At 75.3% G+C, this 21452-nt stretch carries 17 protein-coding genes; 7 read left to right on the top strand and 10 right to left on the bottom strand.

Going from position 1 to position 21452, the window contains the following annotated elements; genetic code table 11:
* The 7 genes from IE170_RS32395 to IE170_RS02470 all read right to left on the bottom strand — a co-directional run.
* Positions 1-1031 (bottom strand): molybdopterin oxidoreductase family protein (locus tag IE170_RS32395; RefSeq protein WP_229884566.1); only part of this gene is annotated, 1031 nt, incomplete at its 3' end.
* Positions 1024-2436, bottom strand: a complete 1413-nt coding sequence (locus IE170_RS02495) for an MFS transporter (protein ID WP_189807666.1) — start codon at positions 2434-2436, stop codon at positions 1024-1026. The genes IE170_RS02495 and IE170_RS32395, both read right to left, overlap by 8 nt.
* A 63-nt stretch (positions 2437-2499) precedes the next feature.
* Positions 2500-3930, bottom strand: a complete 1431-nt coding sequence (locus IE170_RS02490; RefSeq protein WP_189807665.1) for a nitrosuccinate lyase — start codon at positions 3928-3930, stop codon at positions 2500-2502.
* On the bottom strand, positions 3927-5918 hold the full coding sequence (locus tag IE170_RS02485; RefSeq protein WP_189807664.1) for an FAD/NAD(P)-binding protein: 1992 nt from the start codon (positions 5916-5918) through the stop codon (positions 3927-3929). The genes IE170_RS02490 and IE170_RS02485 overlap by 4 nt, the downstream gene beginning before the upstream one ends.
* Positions 5915-7147: an FAD-dependent oxidoreductase gene (locus tag IE170_RS02480; protein WP_189807663.1), complete on the bottom strand. Its 1233-nt coding sequence runs from the start codon at positions 7145-7147 to the stop codon at positions 5915-5917. Before IE170_RS02480 ends, IE170_RS02485 begins: the two co-directional genes overlap by 4 nt.
* 1 nt (position 7148) lies before the next feature.
* The gene (locus tag IE170_RS02475; RefSeq protein WP_189807662.1) at positions 7149-8738 is read right to left on the bottom strand and encodes a class I adenylate-forming enzyme family protein; all 1590 of its coding nucleotides are present in this window, start codon (positions 8736-8738) and stop codon (positions 7149-7151) included.
* Between the two features lie 152 nt (positions 8739-8890).
* A complete protein-coding gene (locus IE170_RS02470) occupies positions 8891-9445 on the bottom strand; it encodes an SRPBCC family protein (protein WP_189807661.1) in 555 nt (184 codons plus the stop codon).
* Between the two features lie 162 nt (positions 9446-9607).
* Here IE170_RS02470 and IE170_RS02465 point away from each other — a divergent pair, with 162 nt between their 5' ends.
* Positions 9608-10279: a TetR/AcrR family transcriptional regulator gene (locus IE170_RS02465; RefSeq protein ID WP_189807660.1), complete on the top strand. Its 672-nt coding sequence runs from the start codon at positions 9608-9610 to the stop codon at positions 10277-10279.
* 142 nt (positions 10280-10421) lie between these two features.
* On the opposite strand, the gene IE170_RS02460 is transcribed toward IE170_RS02465, so the two are convergent.
* Complete coding sequence (locus IE170_RS02460; RefSeq protein ID WP_189807659.1) at positions 10422-11315, bottom strand: pirin family protein; 894 nt, start codon at positions 11313-11315, stop codon at positions 10422-10424.
* Positions 11316-11558: 243 nt separating this feature from the next.
* Between IE170_RS02460 and IE170_RS02455 the strand changes: the two genes are divergently transcribed.
* The 4 genes from IE170_RS02455 to IE170_RS02440 all read left to right on the top strand — a co-directional run bounded on the left by IE170_RS02455 (position 11559) and on the right by IE170_RS02440 (position 17051).
* On the top strand, positions 11559-12137 hold the full coding sequence (locus IE170_RS02455; protein ID WP_189807658.1) for an NADPH-dependent FMN reductase: 579 nt from the start codon (positions 11559-11561) through the stop codon (positions 12135-12137).
* A gap of 246 nt (positions 12138-12383) precedes the next feature.
* Positions 12384-13367, top strand: a complete 984-nt coding sequence (locus tag IE170_RS02450; RefSeq protein WP_189807657.1) for an NADPH:quinone reductase — start codon at positions 12384-12386, stop codon at positions 13365-13367.
* Positions 13368-13519: 152 nt separating this feature from the next.
* Positions 13520-15019, top strand: coding sequence for an MFS transporter (locus tag IE170_RS02445; RefSeq protein WP_189807656.1), 1500 nt, complete (start codon positions 13520-13522; stop codon positions 15017-15019).
* 106 nt (positions 15020-15125) lie between these two features.
* The gene (locus IE170_RS02440; RefSeq protein WP_223855509.1) at positions 15126-17051 is read left to right on the top strand and encodes a C1 family peptidase; all 1926 of its coding nucleotides are present in this window, start codon (positions 15126-15128) and stop codon (positions 17049-17051) included.
* A 51-nt stretch (positions 17052-17102) separates the two neighbouring features.
* On the opposite strand, the gene IE170_RS02435 is transcribed toward IE170_RS02440, so the two are convergent.
* On the bottom strand, positions 17103-18284 hold the full coding sequence (locus IE170_RS02435) for a DUF418 domain-containing protein (protein ID WP_189807655.1): 1182 nt from the start codon (positions 18282-18284) through the stop codon (positions 17103-17105).
* Between the two features lie 148 nt (positions 18285-18432).
* Here IE170_RS02435 and IE170_RS02430 point away from each other — a divergent pair, with 148 nt between their 5' ends.
* Together IE170_RS02430 and IE170_RS02425 are read left to right on the top strand one after the other, a co-directional pair.
* Positions 18433-19122, top strand: a complete 690-nt coding sequence (locus IE170_RS02430; RefSeq protein ID WP_189807654.1) for a GntR family transcriptional regulator — start codon at positions 18433-18435, stop codon at positions 19120-19122.
* Between the two features lie 143 nt (positions 19123-19265).
* Positions 19266-20546 (top strand): MFS transporter, encoded by a 1281-nt coding sequence (locus tag IE170_RS02425; protein WP_223855589.1) that lies wholly within the window; start codon positions 19266-19268, stop codon positions 20544-20546.
* Here the strand turns inward: IE170_RS02425 and IE170_RS02420 are convergent.
* Positions 20536-21366 carry a maleylpyruvate isomerase family mycothiol-dependent enzyme gene (locus IE170_RS02420; RefSeq protein ID WP_189807652.1) on the bottom strand — a complete coding sequence of 277 codons (831 nt, stop codon included), beginning with the start codon at positions 21364-21366 and terminating at the stop codon, positions 20536-20538. The genes IE170_RS02425 and IE170_RS02420 overlap by 11 nt on opposite strands.
* Between the last annotated feature and the right edge of the window lie 86 nt (positions 21367-21452).

The following is a 21452-nucleotide window of genomic DNA, read 5'->3' as shown; positions in this document are numbered from 1 at the left end:
TAGCCGGGGAGCTGGTCGGCCTTCTGGCCGTGCTCGCGGCCGCCCTGGCCGTTGCCCTGGCCGGTGAGGCAGCCGTACCCGCTGCCCTCGCGGCCGGGCAGGCCCAGGGTGAGGGCGAGGTTGATGAACGCGGCGACGGTGTCGGTGCCCTTGCTGTGCTGTTCGGCTCCGCGGCCGGTGAGGACGTACGCCCGCTCGGCGCCGGCGAGGAGGTCGACGGCCTCGCGCATCTCGGCGACGGGGACCCCGGTGACGCGTTCGACGCGCTCGGGCCACCAGGCGGCGGCCCGCCGCCAGGCGGCGTCGAAGCCGGCGGTGCGCTTGTCGAGGTACTCCCGGTCGGCGCGGCCCTCGGTGACGGCGAGGTGGAGCAGGCCGAGGGCGAGGGCGAGGTCGGTGCCGGGGGCGGGCTGGAGGTGGAGGGCGGCCGCCTCGGCGGTGGGGGTGCGGCGCGGGTCGATGACGATGAGCCGCGGGCCGGCGAGGTGGCGCATCAGCGGGGGCATCGTCTCGGCGGGGTTGGCGCCGGCGAGGAGGACCACGTCGGCGGCGGCGAGGTCGGTGACGGGGAAGGGCAGTCCGCGGTCGAGGCCGAACGCGGCGGAGCCGGCGGCGGCCGCGGAGGACATGCAGAACCGGCCGTTGTAGTCGATCTGGCTGGTGCCGAGGGCGATGCGGGCGAACTTGCCGAGCTGGTAGGCCTTTTCGTTGGTGAGGCCGCCGCCGCCGAAGACGCCGACCGCGTCGGCGCCGTGCTCGGCGCGGATGCGCTCCAGCCGGCCGGCGATCAGGTCGAGGGCCTCGTCCCAGCCTGCGGGGGCGAGCCGGCCGTCCGCGCCGCGGACCAGGGGCCGGGTGAGGCGGCCGGGGGTGTCGAGGAGGGCGGGGGCGGTCCAGCCCTTCTGGCACAGGCCGCCCTGGTTGACGGGGAACGCGGCGTCGGGGCGGACGGTGGTGCGGCCGGCGTCGTGGGAGAGGCGGGTGCCGCACTGGAGGGCGCAGTAGGGGCAGTGGGTGGCGGTCTCAGACACGGGAGGCCTCCGTGCGGGCGGAGCCGGCGGCGGCCGCGGCGGCGTCCCGGCCCTCTGCGGCGGGGGCGGCGGGGCGGCGGCGCAGGTAGACCGCCCAGGTGGTGAGGATGCAGACGGCGTAGAAGGCGAGGAAGGCGGTGAAGGCCGGCTCGCCGGACTTCACGGGGCCGCTGTAGGCGCTGCGGAAGACGAGGTTCACCCCGACTCCGCCGAGGGCGCCGACGGCTCCGGCGATCCCGACGACGGCGCCGGAGAGGCGCCGGGCCCGGGCGAAGGCCTGCTCGGCGTCGCGGCCGGAGGTGACGGCGTCCTGGGCCTGCCGGGCGAAGACCGCCGGGATCAGCTTGTACGTCGAGCCGTTGCCTATGCCGGTCAGGACGAACAGCAGGGTGAAGCCGCCGAGGAACAGGGCGTACGAGGACTGCGCGGAGGCCAGCAGCAGGAGGCCGGTCCCGGCGGCCATGGCGCAGAAGGTGGCCAGGGTGACGCGCGCCCCGCCGAACCGGTCGGAGAGCAGGCCGCCGACGGGCCGGAAGAAGGAGCCGAGGAGCGGCCCGAGGAAGGTGTACTGGGCGGCCTCGAAGGGGGTGGCGCCGAACTGGCTCTGCAGGACGAGGCCGAAGGCGAAGCCGTAGCCGATGAAGGAGCCGAAGGTGCCGACGTAGAGGAGGGAGATGATCCAGGTGTGCGGGTTGCGGGCGGCCTCGCGCTGGGCGCCGGGCGCGCTGCGCACGGCGGCGAAGTTGTCCATCTTCCAGGCCGCGAGGAGCGAGGAGAGCACGATCAGCGGCAGGTAGGCGGCGATGACGTACGAGGGGTGGGCGCTGCCGGCGGTGGTGATGACCAGCAGGCCGGTCAGCTGGACGGCGGCGACGCCGAGGTTGCCGCCGCCGGCGTTGATGCCGAGGGCCCAGCCCTGGAGGCGCTGCGGGAAGAGGGCGGTGATGTTCGTCATCGAGGAGGCGAAGTTGCCGCCGCCGAGCCCGCACAGCGCCCCGATGAGGAGGAAGACCCACAGGTCGGTGCCGGGCTGTCTGATGAACCAGAAGGCGGCGGCGGCGGGGACGAGGAGGACGGCCGAGGCGAAGACGGTCCAGTTGCGGCCGCCGAAGCGGGTGACGGCGTAGCTGTAGGGGAGCCGCAGGGCCGCGCCGACCAGGGTGGGGACGACCACGAGGAGGAACTTCTCGGAGGGGGTGAAGGCGAAGCCGATCTCGGGCGACATGAAGAGCACGAGGACGGACCACATGCTCCACACCGAGAAGCCGATGTGCTCGGCGAGGACCGACAGGACGAGGTTGCGGCGGGCGGTGCGCCGGCCGCTGCGCTGCCAGAACTCCTCGTCCTCGGGGTCCCAGTCCTCGATCCAGCGTCCGGTTGCGGGACGTGCGGGCGGCGGCGTCATGGCTCCTCGGCTTTCTGCTCGGTGCGCGGCGTCTGACTTACTGAACTATACAGTTCAGTTCATTTAAAACTCAAGCGTCGGCGCGGACCGTTCCAGCGCCCGGTCCACCAGCACGCCCGCCGCGCCCGTGTACGCCACCGGATCGCACAGCTCCGCCAACTCGCCCGCGCCCCGGCGCCCTTGGAGCGCCGGCTCCGCCGCCAGCACCTCGTGCAGCGGCAGGCCGCACTCCTCCGCCGCCGCGGACGCCCGCGACAGCAGCTGCTTGGCCGCCGCCTTCCCCAGTTCCGGCGCCAGCACGGCCGCGATCCGCTCCGAGACGACCTGGCTGCCCGTCAGCAGCAGGTTGGCGCGCATCCGTTCGGGCCGCGCCGTCAGGCCCTCCGCCAGCTCGGCCGCCGTGTGCGCGGCGCCGCCGACCAGCCGCAGGCACTCGCGCAGCAGCTGCCACTCCGCGTGCCAGGCGCCGCCGGAGCGCTCGTCCTCCGAGACCAGGCACTGCACCAGCCCGGCCGCCAGCACCGGCACCTGGAGGGCGGCGCTGCGCAGCAGCGTGCTGAGCACCGGGTTGCGCTTGTGAGGCATGGCGGAAGAGGCGCCCCGCCCCGCCACGGCCGGTTCGGCGACCTCGCCGACCTCCGTCCGGGAGAGGTTCAGCACGTCCACGGCGATCTTCCCGAGCGCCCCCGCGGCGAAGCCCAGCGCCGCGGCGAGGTCCGCGACCGGCGTGCGCAGCGCGTGCCACGGCAGCGCGGGCCGCGCCAGGCCCGTCTCGGCGGCGAACGCCTCCGCCAGCCGCTCCCCGTAGGCGCCGTCCTCCGGCTGCTCCCCGGCGCCGCCGTCGATGCGGGCGTACTCCAGGTAGCCGGCCAGCGTCCCGGCCGCCCCGCCGAGGGAGACCGGCAGCCCGCCGTCCGCGACGCGGGCCAGCCGCTCCTCGGCGTCGAGGACCAGCTGCCGCCAGCCCGCCGCCTTCAGCCCGAAGGTCGTCGGCACCGCCTGCAGGGCCAGCGTCCGGCCCGGCATCGCCGTGTCCCGGTGCTCCGCGGCCAGCCTCCCCAGCGCCTCGGCCGTGCGGGCCAGGTCGGCGCGGACCAGGCGCAGCGTGCGGGCGGCGACCAGCATGGCCCCGGTGTCGAGGACGTCCTGGCTGGTGGAGCCGCGGTGGACGTACTCGGCGGCGGCGGGATCCTCGGCGGCGACCACCCGGGTCAGCGCCTGCACCAGGCCGACCACCGGGTTCGCGGTCTCCCGCGCCGCCAGGGCCAGTGCGCGCAGGTCCAGCCGATCGGCGCGGGCGCAGCCGGTGATGGTCTTCGCGGCGGCCTCCGGGAGCGTGCCGAGCCGGGCCTGCGCCCGGGCGAGGGCCGCCTCGGCGTCCAGCATCGCCTGGAGCCAGGCGAGGTCGGAGACGGCCTCCTCCGCGGGGGTGCCGGCGCGGACCGGGGACAGCAGTCCCGCGTCGGTCAGCGCGTCGCGGCGCGCGGTGCTCATACGAGGATCCCGGTCAGGTCGGTCTCGGCGGGCAGCGACACCCCGGCCGGGACGGCCGCGGCGGGCGGCAGCGCGAGCACGGAGCGGGCGATGGCGTCCGAGTCGCCGAGGGTGACGGAGTCGACGCCCGGGCGGATGCCGGCCGCGGTGACCCAGTGCACGGACTCGGTGGGCACGCCGTACGCGAACCGGCGGGGGTGGGCGTGGCCGCGGGCGTCGAGCAGCCGGTACGGGCGCTCGGTCACGGCGAGGCCGCCGGACTCGTACCCCGCGCCGCCCGGTCCGGAGATCCGGTAGGTGGTGCACTGCTCGGTGTCGAGCAGGTGGCGCAGCAGCGGGTCGTCGGTGCGCCGCAGGTCGGGCTCGGGCAGCCGGGCCTCGATCAGCACCCCGGCGCGGACCGGCGGGCCCGGGACGGTGCGGGAGGCGGCGGTGAAGGCGGCCTGGGCGGAGGAGGTGTCCACGCGGATCTCGGTCCCGGGACCGGTCAGGACGAGCACCCCGGCCTCGATCAGGGCGATCATCTCCTCGATCCGGGAGGCCGGCGGGCCGATGGAGAGGAAGGCGTTGAGCGGGGTGTACCAGCCCTCCAGGTCGTCGCGGTGCGAGTCGGCGGTCAGGCCGCCGTGGTCGACGGCGAGGCGGATCTCGTTGCGCAGGTCGCGCAGGACGTCCAGGGCCGCCTTGAGCGGTCCGCTGAGGTTGCCGGCGCGGGCCTCGGCGACGTCGCGCTCCAGGTAGGCGGTGAGCCACTGCCGGAAGTCCTCGCGGTCGGCGAACTCGCGGTCCCCGTACGGCCGGGAGAGCGCCTCCCAGCTCCAGCGGTCGGCCGCGTCGATGCCGTACACGTCCAGCAGGGCGTCCCGGTCCGCGGCGTCCTCCAGGGACAGGAAGCGGCGGGTGAATCCCTCCCGCTCGGCGCCGCGGCCGCGGGCCTGGAGCAGGGTGGCGTAGTAGACGCTCTCGGTCTCGCGGGAGATCAGCGGCCACAGGTCGGCGGTGAAGCCGATGCCCTCGCCGTCCGCGGAGCGGGCGCGCAGCTCCTCGATCCGCTGCGGGGTCAGCAGCCGCGGCAGGTAGCGGCCGTAGGCGCCCTTCTCGTTCTCGCCGCGGGCGTGGTAGGGGATGCCCCGGCGCGAACTGGCGTACAGGACGGGCTCCTTGCCCGAAGGGTGGTAGGTGAGGCGGCCGTCCTCGCCGCGGGTGAAGATGCCGCCGCGGCCGGCGGTGAAGAGGGCCATGTGGTCGAAGAAGTTCAGGCCGAGGCCGCGCAGCAGGACGTTCTCGCCGGGCAGGACGCTGTCCAGGTCGAGGTCGGCCGGGTTGGCGGGGGTGAAGTAGCGCAGGTGGTGGATCCGGGCGAGGCTCGCGGTCTTCGCCTCGCGCGGGGTGAGCCGGGCGGGGACGTGGCCCTGGGCCAGGACGATCGCGTCGAGGGCGTCGAGACGGGTGCCGTCCTCGAGCCGGACGCCCTGCGGGCCGCCGGGGATGCCGTGGGTGTCGGCCATGGCCACGGCCCGCGAGCGGTGCACCCGCACGGTGACGTGGGCGGGGGCGCCGGCGACGACCCGCTCGAACGCGGCTCGCAGGTAGCCGCCGTAGAAGGCGCGGCTGGGGTAGGTGTTCGGGCCCAGGCGGCGGGCCTCGGCGAGGACGGCCGGGTCGGCGCCGTCGGCTCCGTCTTCCGCGGCGAGGCCTTTCGCCCACTCGTACAGGCTCGGGCCGGGCTCGATGGGGCCCTCCGTGTGGACGCTGTCGTCGGTGTAGACGGTGATCTGGGAGGCGACCGTGTTCATCAGCAGGTGCTGGGACTGGTCGGAGCGCCAGACCTGGCCGGCGCCGGGCGCCGAGGGGTCGACGACGTGGACGGTGACCGCGTCGTGCGAGGGGGTGTGCCGCTCGTTGGCGCACAGCCGCTCCAGGACGGACAGGCCGCGGGGGCCGACTCCGATGAGGGCCACCTGCACGTGGTTCGGGGTCGAGTTCATCGCTGGTCTCCGTTCGGGGTGGCGGTGGTGGCGGTGGTGGCGGTGGTGGCGGTGGTGCCGTCGGTGCGGTGCCCGTGCATCCAGGCGACGTAGTCGTGGAGCTCGTCCCGGCTGAAGCCGGCAAGGACGGCGTTGCGGTCGGAGGCGGCCGCCCCGGAGGTGTGCCAGAGCTTGATGCTCTCGCGGGCCAGGAGCTGGATCCGGCCGGTGCGCTCGCGCCGCTCGGCGTTGAACTTCTCGAAGCGCTGCGGCAGTTCGTCGGTCCCGCAGTCGAGGAGGTCGCCGAGGACGACGGCGTCCTCCAGGCCCTGGCAGGCGCCCTGGGCGACGTAGTGGAGCATCGGGTGGGCGGCGTCGCCGAGCAGGGCGACCCGGCCGTCGGTCCAGGTGTCGACGGGGTCGCGGTCGACCAGGACCCAGGACTTCCAGCCCTCGCCGAGGGCGAGCAGGCGCTGGGCGTCCTCGCCGAGCGAGGCGAACTCGCGGCGGATGTCGCCCTCGGTCGCGGGGACCCCCGCGACGGCCTCGACGGCCTTGTTGTCGCTGCTCGCGGCGAGGTTCAGGTACTTGCCGCCGGCGATCGGGTAGTGCACGAAGTGGCAGCCGGGCCCGGTCCACCAGGTGACGGAGGTCAGGTGGCGCAGCTCCTCGGGAACCTGCTCCATCGGGATGATCGCCCGGTAGACGGTGATCCCGGAGTTGCGGGGGGCGCCGTCGCCGACGAGCTGGCCGCGGATCGCGGAGTGGATGCCGTCGGCGCCGATCAGGGCGTCGGCGGTGAGGCGCTCGCCGTCCTCCAGGACGACGGTGGCGCCCGCGGCGTCCTGCTCGTAGCCGGTCGCGGTGGCGGCGCTGCGCAGTTCGATGCCCTCGGTGGCCTGGCAGGCGTCCAGCAGCTTGGTGTGCAGCTCGGCGCGGTGGACGACCGCGTACGGGTTCCCGAACCGCTCCCGGTAGGCCTCGGTCAGGTCGAGGCTGGCGACGTGCTCGCCGGTGACGCCGTCCATGAAGCGGAGTTCGTCCATCTGGACGGCGGTGGAGCGGACGGCGTCGCCGAGGCCGAGCCGGTCGAGGGCGTGCAGGCCGTTCGGGGCGAGCTGGATGCCGGCGCCTATCTCGGCGAACTGCGGGGCGCGTTCCAGGACCAGGACCTCGTGGCCCTGCCGGGCGACGGCCAGGGCCGCCGCGAGTCCGCCGATGCCGCCGCCGATGATGATGAGCTTCGACATGTCAGATCTTCTCCTCGACGAGCTGGGACGCGGTGCCGGCGGCGATCAGGCGGGCGAGTTCCAGCCGCTTGATCTTGGTGGTGGCCGTCTGCGGGAGGTCGGACTGGCGCCACTGGACGGGCTCGGCCATCGGGGGGAGCCCGGCGGTGGCGGCCTTCCAGGCGGCGGGGTCGATCGGCTTGTCGTCGCGGGTGCAGACGATCGGGACGGCCCGGCCGGACTCGTCGGGGATGATGATGACCTCGGAGAGCTCTTCGAGCCGGGTGAAGAGGGTGTCCTCGGCGGCGAGGGTCGAGCCGAAGCCCTCGATCATGTCGACCTCGCGGTCCAGCAGGTGCACGCAGCCCCACTTGGTGCGGTAGCCGACGTCGCCCATCCGCCACCAGCCGTCGTTGACCTGCTTGTCGTACCGCTCCTGTTCGCCGAGGTAGGTGACGATCCGGCCGTCGCTCTTGACCTCGATGAAGCCCGGGTTGGTCTCGGACACCGGCAGGCCGTTGCGGCTGACGACGCGTACGTCGGTCATGCCGGGGAAGGGCATGCCCACGCAGCGGCCGTCGGCGTCGAGCCCGCGGCGGCGGGAGAAGGAGCGGGCGACGGCCGGGCCGATCTCGCTCTGCCCGTACAGCTGGCCGAAGACGGGGGCGGTGCGCTCGGTGGCGGCCAGCAGCCGCTGCACGGTGCGCGGGTGGATGGCGTCGAAGGTGCTGGAGAACAGCTTGACGTTGGCGAGCGGCTTGCGGGGGTCGTCGGCCAGCTCCTCCCACTCCATGAAGGAGTTGGGGTGGGCCTCCAGGATGCCGGGACGCAGCTGCGCGAAGAGGTCGGCGGCCTTGCGGGGGTCGGAGTCGGCGAGGACGACGATCGGGTAGCCGCGGAAGAGGGAGATGGCGAGCGCGGTGATCAGCCGGGAGTGGACGAAGGAGACGTGCATCGCGATGGTCTCGCGGCCCGGGAGCAGCGGCTTGGTGATGGCGGCCTGCGGGCGGTAGCGCGCCTGGAGGGTGGCCCCGGTGTGGACGGCGAGCTTGGGGGTGCCGGTGGTGCCGGAGGTGTGGGTGATCAGGGTGGGGTGCTCGGGCGGCATGGTGACGGCCGGTACGCGGGGGGAGCCGGCGAGGGAGGCGAGCTCGACGGCCTCCTTGTAGCTGCCGGAGGTGAGCAGGACCTGCTCGGCCTCCTCGAAGACCGATGCCGGCAGCTCCGTCTCCAGCTTGTTCTGGTCGGTGAGGAGGTAGGGCTGGTCGGTGCGGCGGACCAGCTCGGCGACCGTCTCGCCGTCCAGCTTCGGCGACAGCAGCACCGGGACGGCGCCGATGCGGACGGCGGCGCAGGCCAGGAGGGTGATGTCGAAGCCGTCCGACTTGTAGATCACCACGCGGCGGCTGGGGCGGACGTCGGCGGCCCAGAGCCGGGAGGCCATGTCGTCGATGAGGTCGGCGACCTCCGCCACCGTCGCCCGGCGCCCCAGCTGCGGGGCTATGTCCAGGTCGTGGTCGAGGATCACGACGTTCGTCGGGTGCTTCCGGGCGGCCCGCTCGAAGAGCGTGCCGAGTCGGATGCCCTTGTTGCCGATGCGCTGGAGAATCATCGCCTTGCCTTTCTCACGTGACGTGCGGATGGGGGCCGGGGGCGGCGGGGGCGGGCGCGGCCGGTGCGGCGGGTGGTGCGCGTGGTGCGAGTGGTGCGGCCGGAGTGGCGGCGTGCAGCCGGTGCGGCCGGGATGCGGGGCGGCTGCGGGGCTCAGGCCGGCTGCTGCGAGGCCGCTTCCTTCTCGATGACGACCTTGATGCGGCCGAGGGTCTCGGCGAGGTCGCCGGCGACCTTGTCGCCCCACTCGGCGAAGAACTGCTGCTTGCGGGCGTCGTCCATCTCGGCGGTGATGCCCTGGATGCCCTCGGTGGCGGCGCCCATCCGGAAGTGGTGGACCAGCAGGGTGCCCTCGCCGTCGGGCTCGATGGTGAAGCCCCAGACGCTGTCCTGCTTCTCGCCCTTGCTGTTGTGCATGGCCCACTGGAAGGTGCGGCCCGGCTCGGCGGCGACGACCTCGGCGTAGGTGGTCCACCGGCCGCGGACCACCGGCGCCCAGGCGACGACGTCCTCGGCGCGCTCGTTGTCGCCGCGGAAGACGGAGCCGACGGCGCCGGGCTCCCCGGTCGTCCACTCGCCGCCGAGGCACTCGGGGCTCCACTCGCCCATCCGGGCCAGGTCGCTGACCGCGGCGTAGACCTCGGCGGGGGTGGCGGCGACGTGGACCTGGGCCCGCGACCTGAAGAGGGGGTTCTGGGTGCCGCTCATGTCTGCTTCCTCCTGCGGTGGGACGTCTCAACTGCCTGCCGCGGGCCCCTTCTTGGCGGCCCGGCTAGATGAACCATACAGTTCAGTTCAACTGAACGCAACGGTACAGTTCAGTTCGGTTCTAGACTGGGCCCGCAGCCGCAGAGAGTTGGGATGAGCGCCATGAACGCACACAGCACCGCCGAGACCGCGCGGGCCGCCGCAACCCCCGCGGGGGCGCCCACCGGCGCGCGGGCCGCACGCAAGCGGCAGGCGATCCTGGCCGCCGCCCGCACGGTCTTCCTGCGCGAGGGCTTCGGGGCGGGCGTGGACCAGCTCGCCGCCGAGGCAGGCGTCTCCAAGGTCACCGTCTACAACCACTTCGGCAGCAAGGAGAACCTCTTCAACGCCGTCATCGGGCAGACCCTCGACGAGGCCCTGGAAGTCGCCCAGTCGGTGATACAGGCCCGCCTCGCCGAGTCCGACGACGTCCGCGCCGACCTCGTGGAGGCCTGCCGGACCTGGGTGGCCGGCCTGACCACGCCGGACGTCCTCGCGCTCCGCAACGTCATCGCCGGCGAGCGGCACCGCTTCCCGGAGCTCGGCCGCACCTGGCAGGAGGAGGGCCCGGGCCGTCAGCACGCCGCCCTCGCCGCCGCACTGGGCCGGCTGGACGAGCGCGGCCTGCTGCGCATCCCGGACATGGAACTGGCGGTGCTCCAGCTGTCCGGGCTGGTGCTCTCCCCGCACCTGGTCTACGGGGTGTACGGAACCCACCTCGGCGAGGACCTCGCCGGACGCCTGATCGAGGGCGGGGTGGACATGTTCCTCAACCAGTACGGCACCGGCGCCTGAGCGCAGCCTCCCGTACGGCCGTGGCGGCGGCTGCCGCGGCGGCCGCGGCAGCGCCCATACGGCAGCGCGCATACGGCAGCGCGCGAAACCCCCCGGTCGGTGCACCGGGGGGTTTGCGTGTACGAAAGGGCGGGCTCGGGCGTCAGTCGTCGTAGCGGCCGAGGCGGTCGCAGGCGTAGTCGTCGAAGGCCTGCTCGATCTCCTCGGCGGTGTTCATCACGAACGGCCCGCTGCGGACGACCGGTTCGCCGATCGGCCTGCCGCTCAGGAAGAGCAGGTCGGCGCCGACGGGCCCGCCCGCGAGCCGTACGGCCCCGCCGTCGTCCGCGAGGACCGCCAGGTCGCCGTCGACGACCTCGGCCGTGCCCACGGCGCCGCTGCCGGAGAGCACGTACACCGCCGTGTTCCATCCCGCGGGCGCGGGCAGCCGGGCGCTCTCGCCCGGCGCGAGGCAGGCGTGGACGACCGTCACGGGGGCCGGCGTCCCGACCGGTCCGGTCACGCCCAGCGCCGTGCCCGCGATGACCTTGAACCAGGAGCCGTCGAGCCTGCGCACCACGGGGATCCGGTCCGCCGGCAGGTGCTCGGCGCGCGGCCGTGCCCCCTTGTGTGCGGCGGGCAGGTTCACCCACAGCTGGAGGTGGTGTCGGAGGCCGCCCGCCTCCAGGAGCGCCGGCGCCGGCTCGGCGGAGTGGACGACGCCCGCCGCGGCGGTCAGCCGGTGCACGTCCCCCGGCCCGAGGGCGGCGCGGGAGCCGGTCGAGTCGGCGCAGTCCAGGGCGCCCTCCAGGACGTACGTGAGCGCCTCGAAGCCGCGGTACGGGCGGTCGGGCGCGCCCTTGGCCTCGCCTGGCCCGAGATGCTCCGGGCCGGCCTGGTCGACCGTCAGGAAGGGGTCGAGGAAGGGGATCTGCGGCGTCGGAAGGGCGCGGCGGACCGGGTACCCCTCGCCCTCCGTCGTGTGGAGCGGCTGCAGGACGTCGGCCACCGAGCGGATCGCGGTGGCCGCGGTGACGGCGGTTCCCAGGGTGGTCATGATGCCTTCTCTCGTCGTGTGTGAGGGGTCGTCCTCCCCATATCACTGAACTATACAGTTCAGTTCAGTTGAGGCAAGCCCCCGCCAACTGACAGATACCGCCGGCCCCCGTTGTCGCGCGGGCGCGCACCCGCCCACACTCCTGCCATCCCCACCGACGCCCACCACGCACTCGCAGGGGCATGCGGACGGCTGCGGCCGCCCCCGCCGTGCGCTGCGCATGCCCCTGCGGAAGGACAGCCCATGACCGATCTCAAGATCCTCGCCATCTCCGGCAGCCTGCGCGCGGCCTCGTACAACAGCGCCCTCGTGCGCGCCGCGAAGAAGTTCGCCCCGGGCGGCCTGGACATCGAGGTCTACGAGGGCCTGCGCGACATCCCGCCGTACGACGGCGACGTGGAGGCCGAGGCGCTGCCGGAGTCCGTCGCCGACCTGCGGCGCCGCATCACCGAGGCCGACGGCCTGTTCATCGCCACCCCCGAGTACAACTACGGCATCCCCGGCGTGCTCAAGAACGCCCTCGACTGGGCGAGCCGCCCCGCCCTCGACTCCTCCCTGACCGGCAAGCCCATCGCCATCGCCGGCGCCGCCCCGACGAACTTCGGCACCGTCCGCGCGCAGCTCGCCCTGCGCCAGATGTTCCTGTGGACGGACTCCCGCGTCGTCGTGAAGCCGGAGCTGCAGATCTTCCGCGCCCACGAGCGCTTCGACCAGGCCGGCAACCTCACCGACGACACCACCGTCGAGATCCTCCACGAGCTGCTGGCCGCGCTCGCCACGAAGATCCGCGAAACCCGCGCCCTCGCCGCCGGCACGGTCTGACCCCGACCCGCTGACCCTCCCCGGGCGGACCGGCGACACCCCACCCCACCCGCCGGTCCGCCCCCCCCCAAGCCGGAGACCGCCGCTCCGCTGCTCCACACCCCCCTCTCCGAAGGGCCGCCCCCCAACCCCCGCGGGCGGCCCTTCGGCGCCCCCGGCCCCCGCAACGGGCCCGCTGCCGGGGGAGTTGACGAAGCCTCGTCGGGGTGCTGCCCCGACTCCCCCCGGTCTTGCGAGGATCGGGCCATGCGTGCAGCCTTCATCCGAGAACTGGGCCCCGCCGAGAACATCCGCTACGGCGAGATCGACCCGCCGGTGCCCGGCCCGACCGACGTCCTCGTCGACGTCGAGGCGGTCTCCGTCAACCCGGTCGACACCTTCGTGCGGTCCGGGCTCTTCCGCACCCCCGTCGACTTCCCGTTCGCAGTGAGCCGCGACCTCGTCGGCACCGTCGTCTCCGCGGGGCCCGGCGCCCCCGGGTTCGCCCCCGGCGACCGCGTCTGGTGCAACAGCCTGGGCCACGGCGGACGCCAGGGTGCCGCCGCCGAGCAGGCCGTCGTCCCCGTCGACCGGCTCTACCACCTGCCGCCCGGCGTCGACGCGGCCGAGGCCGTGGCCGTCGTGCATCCCGCGGGCACCGCCTACCTGGCGCTGTTCACCCACGGCCGGGTGCGCCCCGGCGAGACCGTGCTCGTCGCCGGCGCCGGAGGGAACGTGGGCAGCGCCCTGGTGACCATGGCCGTCGAGGCCGGCGCCCGGGTCGTCGCCACCGCCGCCGCCCGCGACGCGGAGCACTGCCGGTCCCTGGGCGCCGCCGAGGTGCTCGACTACCGCGACCCGGACCTGGCCGCGCGGATCCGCGAGTGCAGCCCCGGCGGGATCGACGTCCACATCGACACCTCCGGCGCGAACGACCTGGCCGCCGCCGTGGACGTGCTCGCCCCGCGCGGGCGCATCGTGCTCCTCGCCGGGGCCCGTTCGCAGCCCGTCCTGCCCGCCGGACCGCTCTACATGAAGGACGGCTCCGTCGTCGGCTTCGTCATCTCCCACGCCACCACCGCCGAACTCGCCGAGGCCGCCGTCGCGATCAACCGCCTGATGGGCAGCGGCAGGCTGCGCGCCCGCTCCGTCGAGCGCGTCCCGCTGTCCGAGGCGGCCCGCACCCACCGGCGCCTCGAGGACGGCGAACTCCACGGCAGCCGCGTCGTCCTGCTGCCCAAGGAGTCCTGACGCCCCGGGAGTACGCGCCAACCCGGCCCGGCAGGGGCGCGCGCCCGCACGCACCGCGCCCCCAGGGCCCGCCCCGTACGCCCGCCGGGCCGACCTGACGCACTGACCCGCGGCACGGCGCCGCCCCCGCCGCCCGCTGCGAGACTCGCCGCATGGACCACCCCCCGCAGCCCGCGCCCGCGGCCGCGCCGCAGCGGACCGGCTGGGCGCCCTTCGCGCTGCTGGCCTCCGTGCAACTGCTGCTCAACGCCTCGGTGTCGGTGACGTTCGCCGCCGGGCCGGCCATGGCGCGGGAGCTCGGCCTCGGCCGCATCGACCTGGTCCTCGACAGCTCCGCCTACGGGCTCGCCTTCAGCGGGCTCCTCCTGCTGGGCGGGCGCCTGGCCGACCGGACCGGCCCGCGCCGCCTGTTCTGCCGGGGCACCGCCCTGTTCGCCGCCGCCTCGCTGGCCGCGGCCCTCGCCCCCGCCCCGCCGTTCGTCCTCGGTGCCCGCTTCCTCCAGGGCTGCGGCGCCGCCATGGCCGCCCCCGCCGCCATGGCCCTGCTGCGGGCCGTCCACCCCGAGGGCCCCGCCCGATCCGCGGCCCTGGCCCGGTGGGGGCTGCTGAGCAGCCTGGGCGCCGCCGCCGGCATCGTCCTCAGCGGGCTCCTCACCTCCTGGCCGGGCTGGCGGTGGAGCTTCGGCGTGCTCGGGGCCGTCGCCGCCGCGGCCCTGGCCCTCGCGCCGCGCTTCCTGCCGGCGGGGCCCGCGCCCGTACGGGTCCCCCCGGACCTGCCGGGCGCCGTCCTCGGCACGCTCGCCCTGTGCTCCCTCGGGTACGGCCTCGTCATGGCAGGCCCGCACGGCTGGACCGCCGCCGCCGTCCTCGGCCCGCTCGCCCTCGGGGCCGTCCTGCTCGCCGCGTTCGCCGCCGCGCAGCGGCGGTCCCCGGCCCCGCTGCTGCCTCCCGGCTTCCTCGCCTCCCGCCGCAGGGCGACGGCCCTGGTGTGCGCACTGCTCGGCCCGGCGATCGGCGCGAGCACCGCCTTCCTCCTCGCCCTGTGGTTCCAGCAGGAGCGCGGCTGGACCGGGCTGCAGAACGCCCTCGCGTTCGTCCCGTACAGCGCGGTGCTGCTCGGCGTCGGCTTCACCGCGGGGCGCACCGTCGCCCGCCTCGGGGTGCGCACCGTCGCGGCGGGCGCTCTCGCCGCCGTCGCCGCCGGGCTGGGCCTGATCGGCGCCGCCGGGCTGCGCACGGGCTCCGAGGCCGCGGTCCTCGCCGGGCTGGCGGTCCTCGCCGCCGGCAGCGGAACCCTCGTCTCCGCGGCCGTCGTCGGCGCCGTCGGCGGGGTCCCCGACGGGCAGTCCGCCCTGGCCGGGGCGGTCGTCAACACGGCCATCCTGGCCGGCCCCACCGCCAGCCTCGCGCTGACCACCTCCGCCGCCGAGGCCCGCACCGCCGCCCTGCTCGCCACGGGGGACCCGCACGCCGCGACCGGCGGGTACGCCTTCGCCTTCGAGGCGGCCTGCGCGGTGTTCCTCCTGGCCGTCCCCTGGGCCCTGTACGGCCTGCGCCCCGACCGCCGCCCGCGGCCGGCCGGCCCCGCCCCCGACGCCACTGCCGCCCCCGCTCCCGCGGAGGCCCCCGTACGCCCCACCACCCCGGCCTGACCGGGGGCGCGCGCCGGGCGCCCGGTGTACGACCCCCGTGCGTCCGCGCGACCGCGCGGGCTCCCTTGACGCGGCCCGGCCGCGGGGGGACGCTCCCGGGTCTTGTATGCAGCGCAGCAGCCGGGGGGCCGCCATGCCGGAGCAGTCGAACGGGTCCGCCCGCACCGCGGGGGAGCTGCGGGCGAGGCTCGCCTCGCTCGGGGCCCGCTGGTCGGTGCTGGAGCACCTCGCCGACGGCGAACCGCTGCCGCGGCCGCCGCTCGGCCTGGACGCCGGGGCGAAGCCGACGACCGCCGCCGAGGCCGGCACCGTCGACCTGCGCGCCCTCGCCGGCCGGCCGAGCGCGAACCCGCACCTGACCCGGCGCCGCGCCGCGCACGGCCTGCTCGGCCCCGGCCGCGGCCCGCTGCCGGGGGCGCGCCCGGCAGCGGTCGACTGGCGCGGCCGCTGGGGCCGGCCGTGGCTGACGAAGGTCAAGGACCAGGCGCCGTGCAGCTCCTGCGGGGCGTTCGGCGCCGCCGGCCTGGTCGAGTCGATGGCGCGGATCGAGCACTGCGTGTGGGCGGAGCGCTCCCCGGGCGACGTCCACGACGGGCTGCGCCTGGCCTGCGGGCAGGGCTCCGGCCCGGAGACGGCCCTCGACTGGATCCGGGAGAACGGCGGCATCGCCGACCCGGACTGCTGGCACTGGTCCCCGCCCCCGCCGTCCGTGCCCGCCGACCGGCAGGGCGGCTGGCGCGCCGAGTACACGCCCAGCTGGGACCGGTCGGGCCGGACCGTCCGCATCGGCGGGTACGTCCGCCTCGGCGACACCGAGCAGCAGAAGGTCTGGCTCGACACCGTCGGCCCGCTCACCGCCTGCCTCGACGTGGACGACGACTTCCCCGCGCTCGGCGCGGGCGTCTACCACCGCACCGGCGGGCGCCCCGCCGGCGGGCACTGCGTCCTGGTCGTCGGCTACGACGACGCCGCGGGCTGCTGGCTGTTCAAGAACTCGTGGGGGCCGCTCCACCACGTCGGCGGCTACGGCCGGATCGCGTACGGGGAGTCCGGCGTCGACCACTGGGCCAAGTGCGGGCTGACCGGCACCGACGTCGACCCCTGGTCCAGGCGCCGCCTGCACTCCGGCAACGTCTACGAGAGCGGCAACGGGCGCGCCCACCGCAACTTCGAGATGGTCGCCACCGCCGGCGGCGGCCGCCTGCGGCACTGGTGGCGCGAGGGCGACGCCCCCTTCCCCTGGGCCCGCGCCGCCGTCTTCGCGGGGGACGCCTCCGGCCAGCCGGCCTTCACCGGCTCCACCTACAACCGCAACATGGAGACGCTGCACGTCACGACCGGCGGCCGGCTGCGCCACTGGTACTTCGAGCAGTCCGCCGGATCCTGGCGCGACGGCGGCGCGTTCGGCCCCGGCGACGCCGCGGTCGGCTCCACGCCGGCGTTCATCCAGAGCGACTACGGCAAGCCCGGCAACTTCGAGGTGGTCGTCCGCACCGCCGACGGCCGCCTGAACCACTGGTGGCGGATCAACGGCGCCCCCTGGACGTGGAACGACGGCGGCCGCTTCGCCTCCGGCATCGCCCACTGCGGGCCCGCCCTCGTCCAGACCCGCAGCCGCTGCCTCGACCTCGTCGCCGCGCGCGCGGACGGCCGGATGCAGCGGTGGTGGCGCGACGACCCGAACGGCTTCGCCTGGCGGCCCGGCGAGGTCTTCGGCAGCGGCGCCGCCTCCGCCCCCTGCATGATCGAGGGCCAGGACGGGGCCGCAGACGAGGACGCCGCCGGCACGTACGAGCTGTGCGTCGCCGTCGCCGGCGGCCGCGTCGAGCACTGGCGGCGCAGCGCCGCCGCAGGGTCCGCCTGGAGCCGCAGCGCCGTCTTCGGGCAGGGCGTGCAGGCCGTCACCGGCATGCTCCAGGGCAGCTTCGGCTTCAACCTGGAGGCCGTCGTCCTGCGCACCGACCGCCGCCTCCAGCACTACTGGCGGGACGGGGCGGGCTGGCACGAGGGGCGGGTGATCGGCTCCGCCTGAGCGGATGCGGCCCCCGTACGAGGACCCCGTCCGCCCGGGCAGGCCGGGGGGTCAGGACCGGCGCCGGCCGATCAGCCGGTGCTGCACCGCCTCCAGCGGGCCGCGGTCGAAGCGCCGCAGCCACAGCACGGACCCGGCGGCCAGCGCCGCCGACACCGCCGCCCACAGCCCCATCACCCACCACGGGCCGGACCCGGCGAGCCGGCCGGCGAGGCCCAGCCCGAAGCCGTAGCAGGCCAGCATGCACAGCACGTTCTGGCCGACGTACGCGGACAGCGCGGTCCGGCCGATCGCGCCGAGCGCGGCCGCACCGGGGACGGAGAAGCGGTCGAGGACCCAGCCGATGAGGCCGATGTAGCCGACCGCGACGAGCGGCGCGACGGCGTACCGCCCGAGGAAGAAGAAGTCGTCCCCGCCGAGCCAGGCCGCCGCCCCGAGCGGCAGGCCCGCGCCGAGGCCCCAGCGGGCCATCCGGCTGCGGATGCGGCGCCCGGCGCCGGTGGGCGCGAACGCGCCGGCCCGGTAGAGGCGTACGCCCAGCAGGAAGAGGAAGACGAGCAGGCCGAAGGTGGCGACGGGCTCGATGCGCAGGGCGAGGGCGTTGTCGAGGCGGAAGCGGATCTGGTCGGCCCAGCTTCCGTCGGCGTACAGGCCGACGGCCTCCGGGTCGGGCCGGCGGTCCGCCCCGTCGGGCGAGGCCGCGAGGGCGAGGGTCAGCAGCCCGACGAGGAGGAGGTGCAGGCCGCCCGCCGTCCACATCACCGCGCTGCGCACCCGCTCGGAGCGGGCCAGCAGCCAGGCGACCAGGAGCGCGGTGACCGCGTACCCCATCAGCACGTCCCAGGCGAAGACGAGCACGAAGTGGACCGTGCCCTCCAGGAACAGGAACGCCGCCCGCCGCGGGTACCGGCCCGGCCACGGCTCGCCGCGGCGGGCGGCTGAGTCGTACTGGATGGCCAGCCCCACGCCGAACAGGACGGTCAGGAGGGCGAGGAACTTGCCGTCGGCCAGGAAGCGGAACACGGACTCGGCGATGTTCGCGGCGGACGGGTCCGCAAGCGGATCGGGGACGTCCAGACCGCCCTGGAGCACGCCCCACTCGGAGCCGGGCGAGGTGAAGATCCAGACGTTGGTCATGAGCGTGCCGAGGATGGCGGCGCCGCGCAGGACGTCCAGCAGCGGAAGCCGGGTCGCGGTCACACGGCTCCCGGGGAGGGTGGTGGTGTGTGCCATGGCTCAAGCGTCCCGGCGGGCCCGGCCCCGTACGTCGTGCGGGTGGACGAAGCGGGACTACACCCTTCGATGCAGCGGGCCGGGTCCCGTCTCGTCCGCATCATGGAACGCCATACACATGTATGACACATGTATCTATGCTGTGCGCATGCCCGCCTCCGCCCCCGCTACCGCCGCCGCCGACCCCTCCGCGGGCGCCGCGCCCGGCCCCAGCGCCGCCGACCGCGTCTACCGGCACGTCAAGGAGCACGTCCTGGGCCGCCGCTACGAGGGCGGCACCCTGCTCACCGAGGGCGGACTCGCCGCCGCCGTGGGCGTCTCCCGCACCCCCGTGCGCGAGGCGCTGCTCCGGCTCCAGGCGGAGGGGCTGCTCCGGCTGTACCCGAAGAAGGGCGCGCTGGTCCTGCCGGTCTCCGCACAGGAGATCGCCGACGTCGTCGAAACCCGGCTGCTCGTCGAGGAGTTCACCGTCCGCCGCGCCGTCCCCGCGCCGCCCGCGCTGCTGGACCGCCTGGAGGCGCTCCTCGGCGAGCAGCGCCGGCACGCCGCCGCCGGCGACGCGGCCGCGTTCTCCGCCGCCGACCGCGCCTTCCACGCGGAGATCGTCCGCGGCTCCGGCAACGCCATCCTCAGCGGGCTCTACGACCAACTGCGCGACCGGCAGCTGCGGATGGGCACCGCCCTGCTGCACGACCGGCCCGACCGCGCGGAGCGCTCGCTGGCCGAGCACGCGGGCATCCTGGCCGCCCTGCGCGCCGGGGACGCGGACGCGGCGGCCGCCGCCGTACGGGCCCACGCGGGCCGCGTCGGGGAACTGGTGCGGGGGACCGGCCGGTGACCGGACCCGCCGCCTCCGGCTCCGCTGCCTCCGAACCCGCCGCCTCCGGCTCCGCTGCCTCCGAACCCGCCGCCGGGCCGTCCCCCGCGCCCGCCGCCGGACCCGCCCCCGTCCCCGCGGAGCCCCCGGGCGGCCGGCGGGCGCTGGCCGTCTGGTCCATCGGCGTCGCCGTCTACTTCACCGCCGTCATCTTCCGGACCAGCCTCGGCGTCGCCGGCCTGGAGGCCGCGGACCGCTTCCACGTCTCGGCGTCCGCCCTGTCGACGTTCTCCCTCCTCCAACTCCTCGTCTACGCCGGCATGCAGGTCCCCGTCGGCCTGATGGTGGACCGGCTCGGCACCAAGCGGGTGCTGACCCTGGGCGCGGTCCTCTTCACCGCCGGCCAGCTCGGCTTCGCGCTCGCACCCTCGTACGAGACGGCGCTCGCCGCCCGCGCCCTCCTGGGCTGCGGCGACGCCATGGCCTTCATCTCCGTCCTGCGGCTGGGCACCCGCTGGTTCCCCGTCCGCCGCGCCCCGCTGATGGCGCAGCTCGCCGGGCTCGTCGGCATGGCCGGCAACCTCGTGTCCACCCTCGTCCTCGCGCCCGTCCTGCACGGGCTGGGCTGGGCGGCGGCGTTCGCGGGCAGCGCCGCCGCCGGCCTGGTGGTGCTCGTCCCGCTGGTGCTGTTCCTGCGGGACGGCCCGGAGGGCACCGGGGCGTGCCCGGCGGCCGCCGCCGTGCCGGGCACCGGCCGGGCCGGGTTCGTCCGCAGCCGGATCCGGGACTCCTGGCGCGAGCCCGGCACCCGCCTCGGCCTGTGGGTGCACTTCACCACCCAGTTCCCCGCGATGGTGTTCCTGCTGTTGTGGGGCATGCCGTTCCTGGTCGAGGCACAGGGGCTGCCGCGGACGACCGCCGCCGGGCTGCTCACCCTCATCGTCGCCTCGAACATGCTCTTCGGGCTGGTCTACGGCCAGCTCATAGGCCGCCGCCAGAGCGCCCGCGCGCCGCTCGCCCTGGGCACGGTCGCGCTCACCGCCGCCCTGTGGGCCGCCGTCCTCGCCGTGCCGGGCGGCCGCGCGCCGATGTGGCTGCTGGTCGCGCTGTGCACGGTGCTCGGGACGTGCGGGCCCGCCTCGATGATCGGCTTCGACTTCGCCCGCCCCGCGAACCCGGCCGAACGGCAGGGCACCGCCTCCGGCCTCACCAACATGGGCGGCTTCCTCGCCTCGATGACCACCCTGCTCGCGATCGGCGTCCTGCTCGACGCGACCGGCGGCGACTACCGGGCCGCCTTCTCCTCGGTCTTCGCCGTGCAGCTCCTCGGCATCTCGCAAATCCTGCGGCTCCGCGGCCGCGCACTGGCCCGCGAACGCGAACGCGCAAGCGAGGGCGAGCGCGGGCACACGGCGGCCGCGCCGCAACCGGCCGCTACGGCGTGACGGCGAAGTTCGCGAGGATCGCGTCCGCGAGCTCCTGGTCGCCCTCGACCTTCAGCCGGTCGCCGACCGTGTGCGGCCGGACCCGGCCCGCCGCGAGCCGCACGTACGTCTCCCAGTCCGTCGCCAGCGTGACCGCCGGGCCGAGCGAGGGCGTCGAGTCGATGCTGCCGCGCCCGCCGCCGTCGACGCGCACCGTCCGCAGGAACTCCACCGGCCCGTGGACGTCCACCACGACCGCCGAATGCGCGGGCGCGCCCGCCTCCTTCGCGACGACCTTCGGCAGCTGCGCCAGCATCAGGTCCCGCGCCACGTACGCGCCCGGTGAGTCCCAGTTGCCCGGCACGCCGAGCGCCGCCCGCAGGTCCTGCTCGTGGATCCACACGTCGAACGCCCGCAGCCGCAGCGCCGTCTCCAGGGTGACCTGGTCGCCGAGCGGCCCCCGCACGATGGTGGCCGGATCCCGCTTCTCGTTCCGCAGCTGCCGGGCGCGCCGGATGATCGTGTACTCCAGCTCCGAGGTCATCTCCGGCGCGGTGTGGTGCCGCCGGACGTCGACCTGGACCTCCATGTAGCGGGTGAACTCGTCCACCACGTGCCGCAGGTCCCGCGGCAGCGTGTGGATCGGCCGCGGGTCGCCGAGCATCTCGGTCTCGATGCCGATGACGTGCGAGACGATGTCCCGCACCGACCACCCGGGGCACGGTGTCGCCCGGTTCCACTCGCCCTCCGTCAGCGGGAGGACCAGCTCGGATATCGCCTCGACGGAGTGGGTCCACGCGTCGGCATAGGGCTGGAGGCTGGGATGCGGATGGACGGTCAAGGGGACCCCTCGCGAGCTGTTCGGCGGCGCATTTTCCGGAAGCGGTGGACTGAATCCCAAACTACGCTGCCGGTGAGCACCCCGGC

Origin of the sequence: Streptomyces toxytricini, assembly GCF_014649915.1 — a bacterium.
GTDB classification, from domain to species: Bacteria; Actinomycetota; Actinomycetes; order Streptomycetales; family Streptomycetaceae; genus Streptomyces; species Streptomyces toxytricini.
This window is presented reverse-complemented; position numbering and strand designations above follow the sequence as displayed.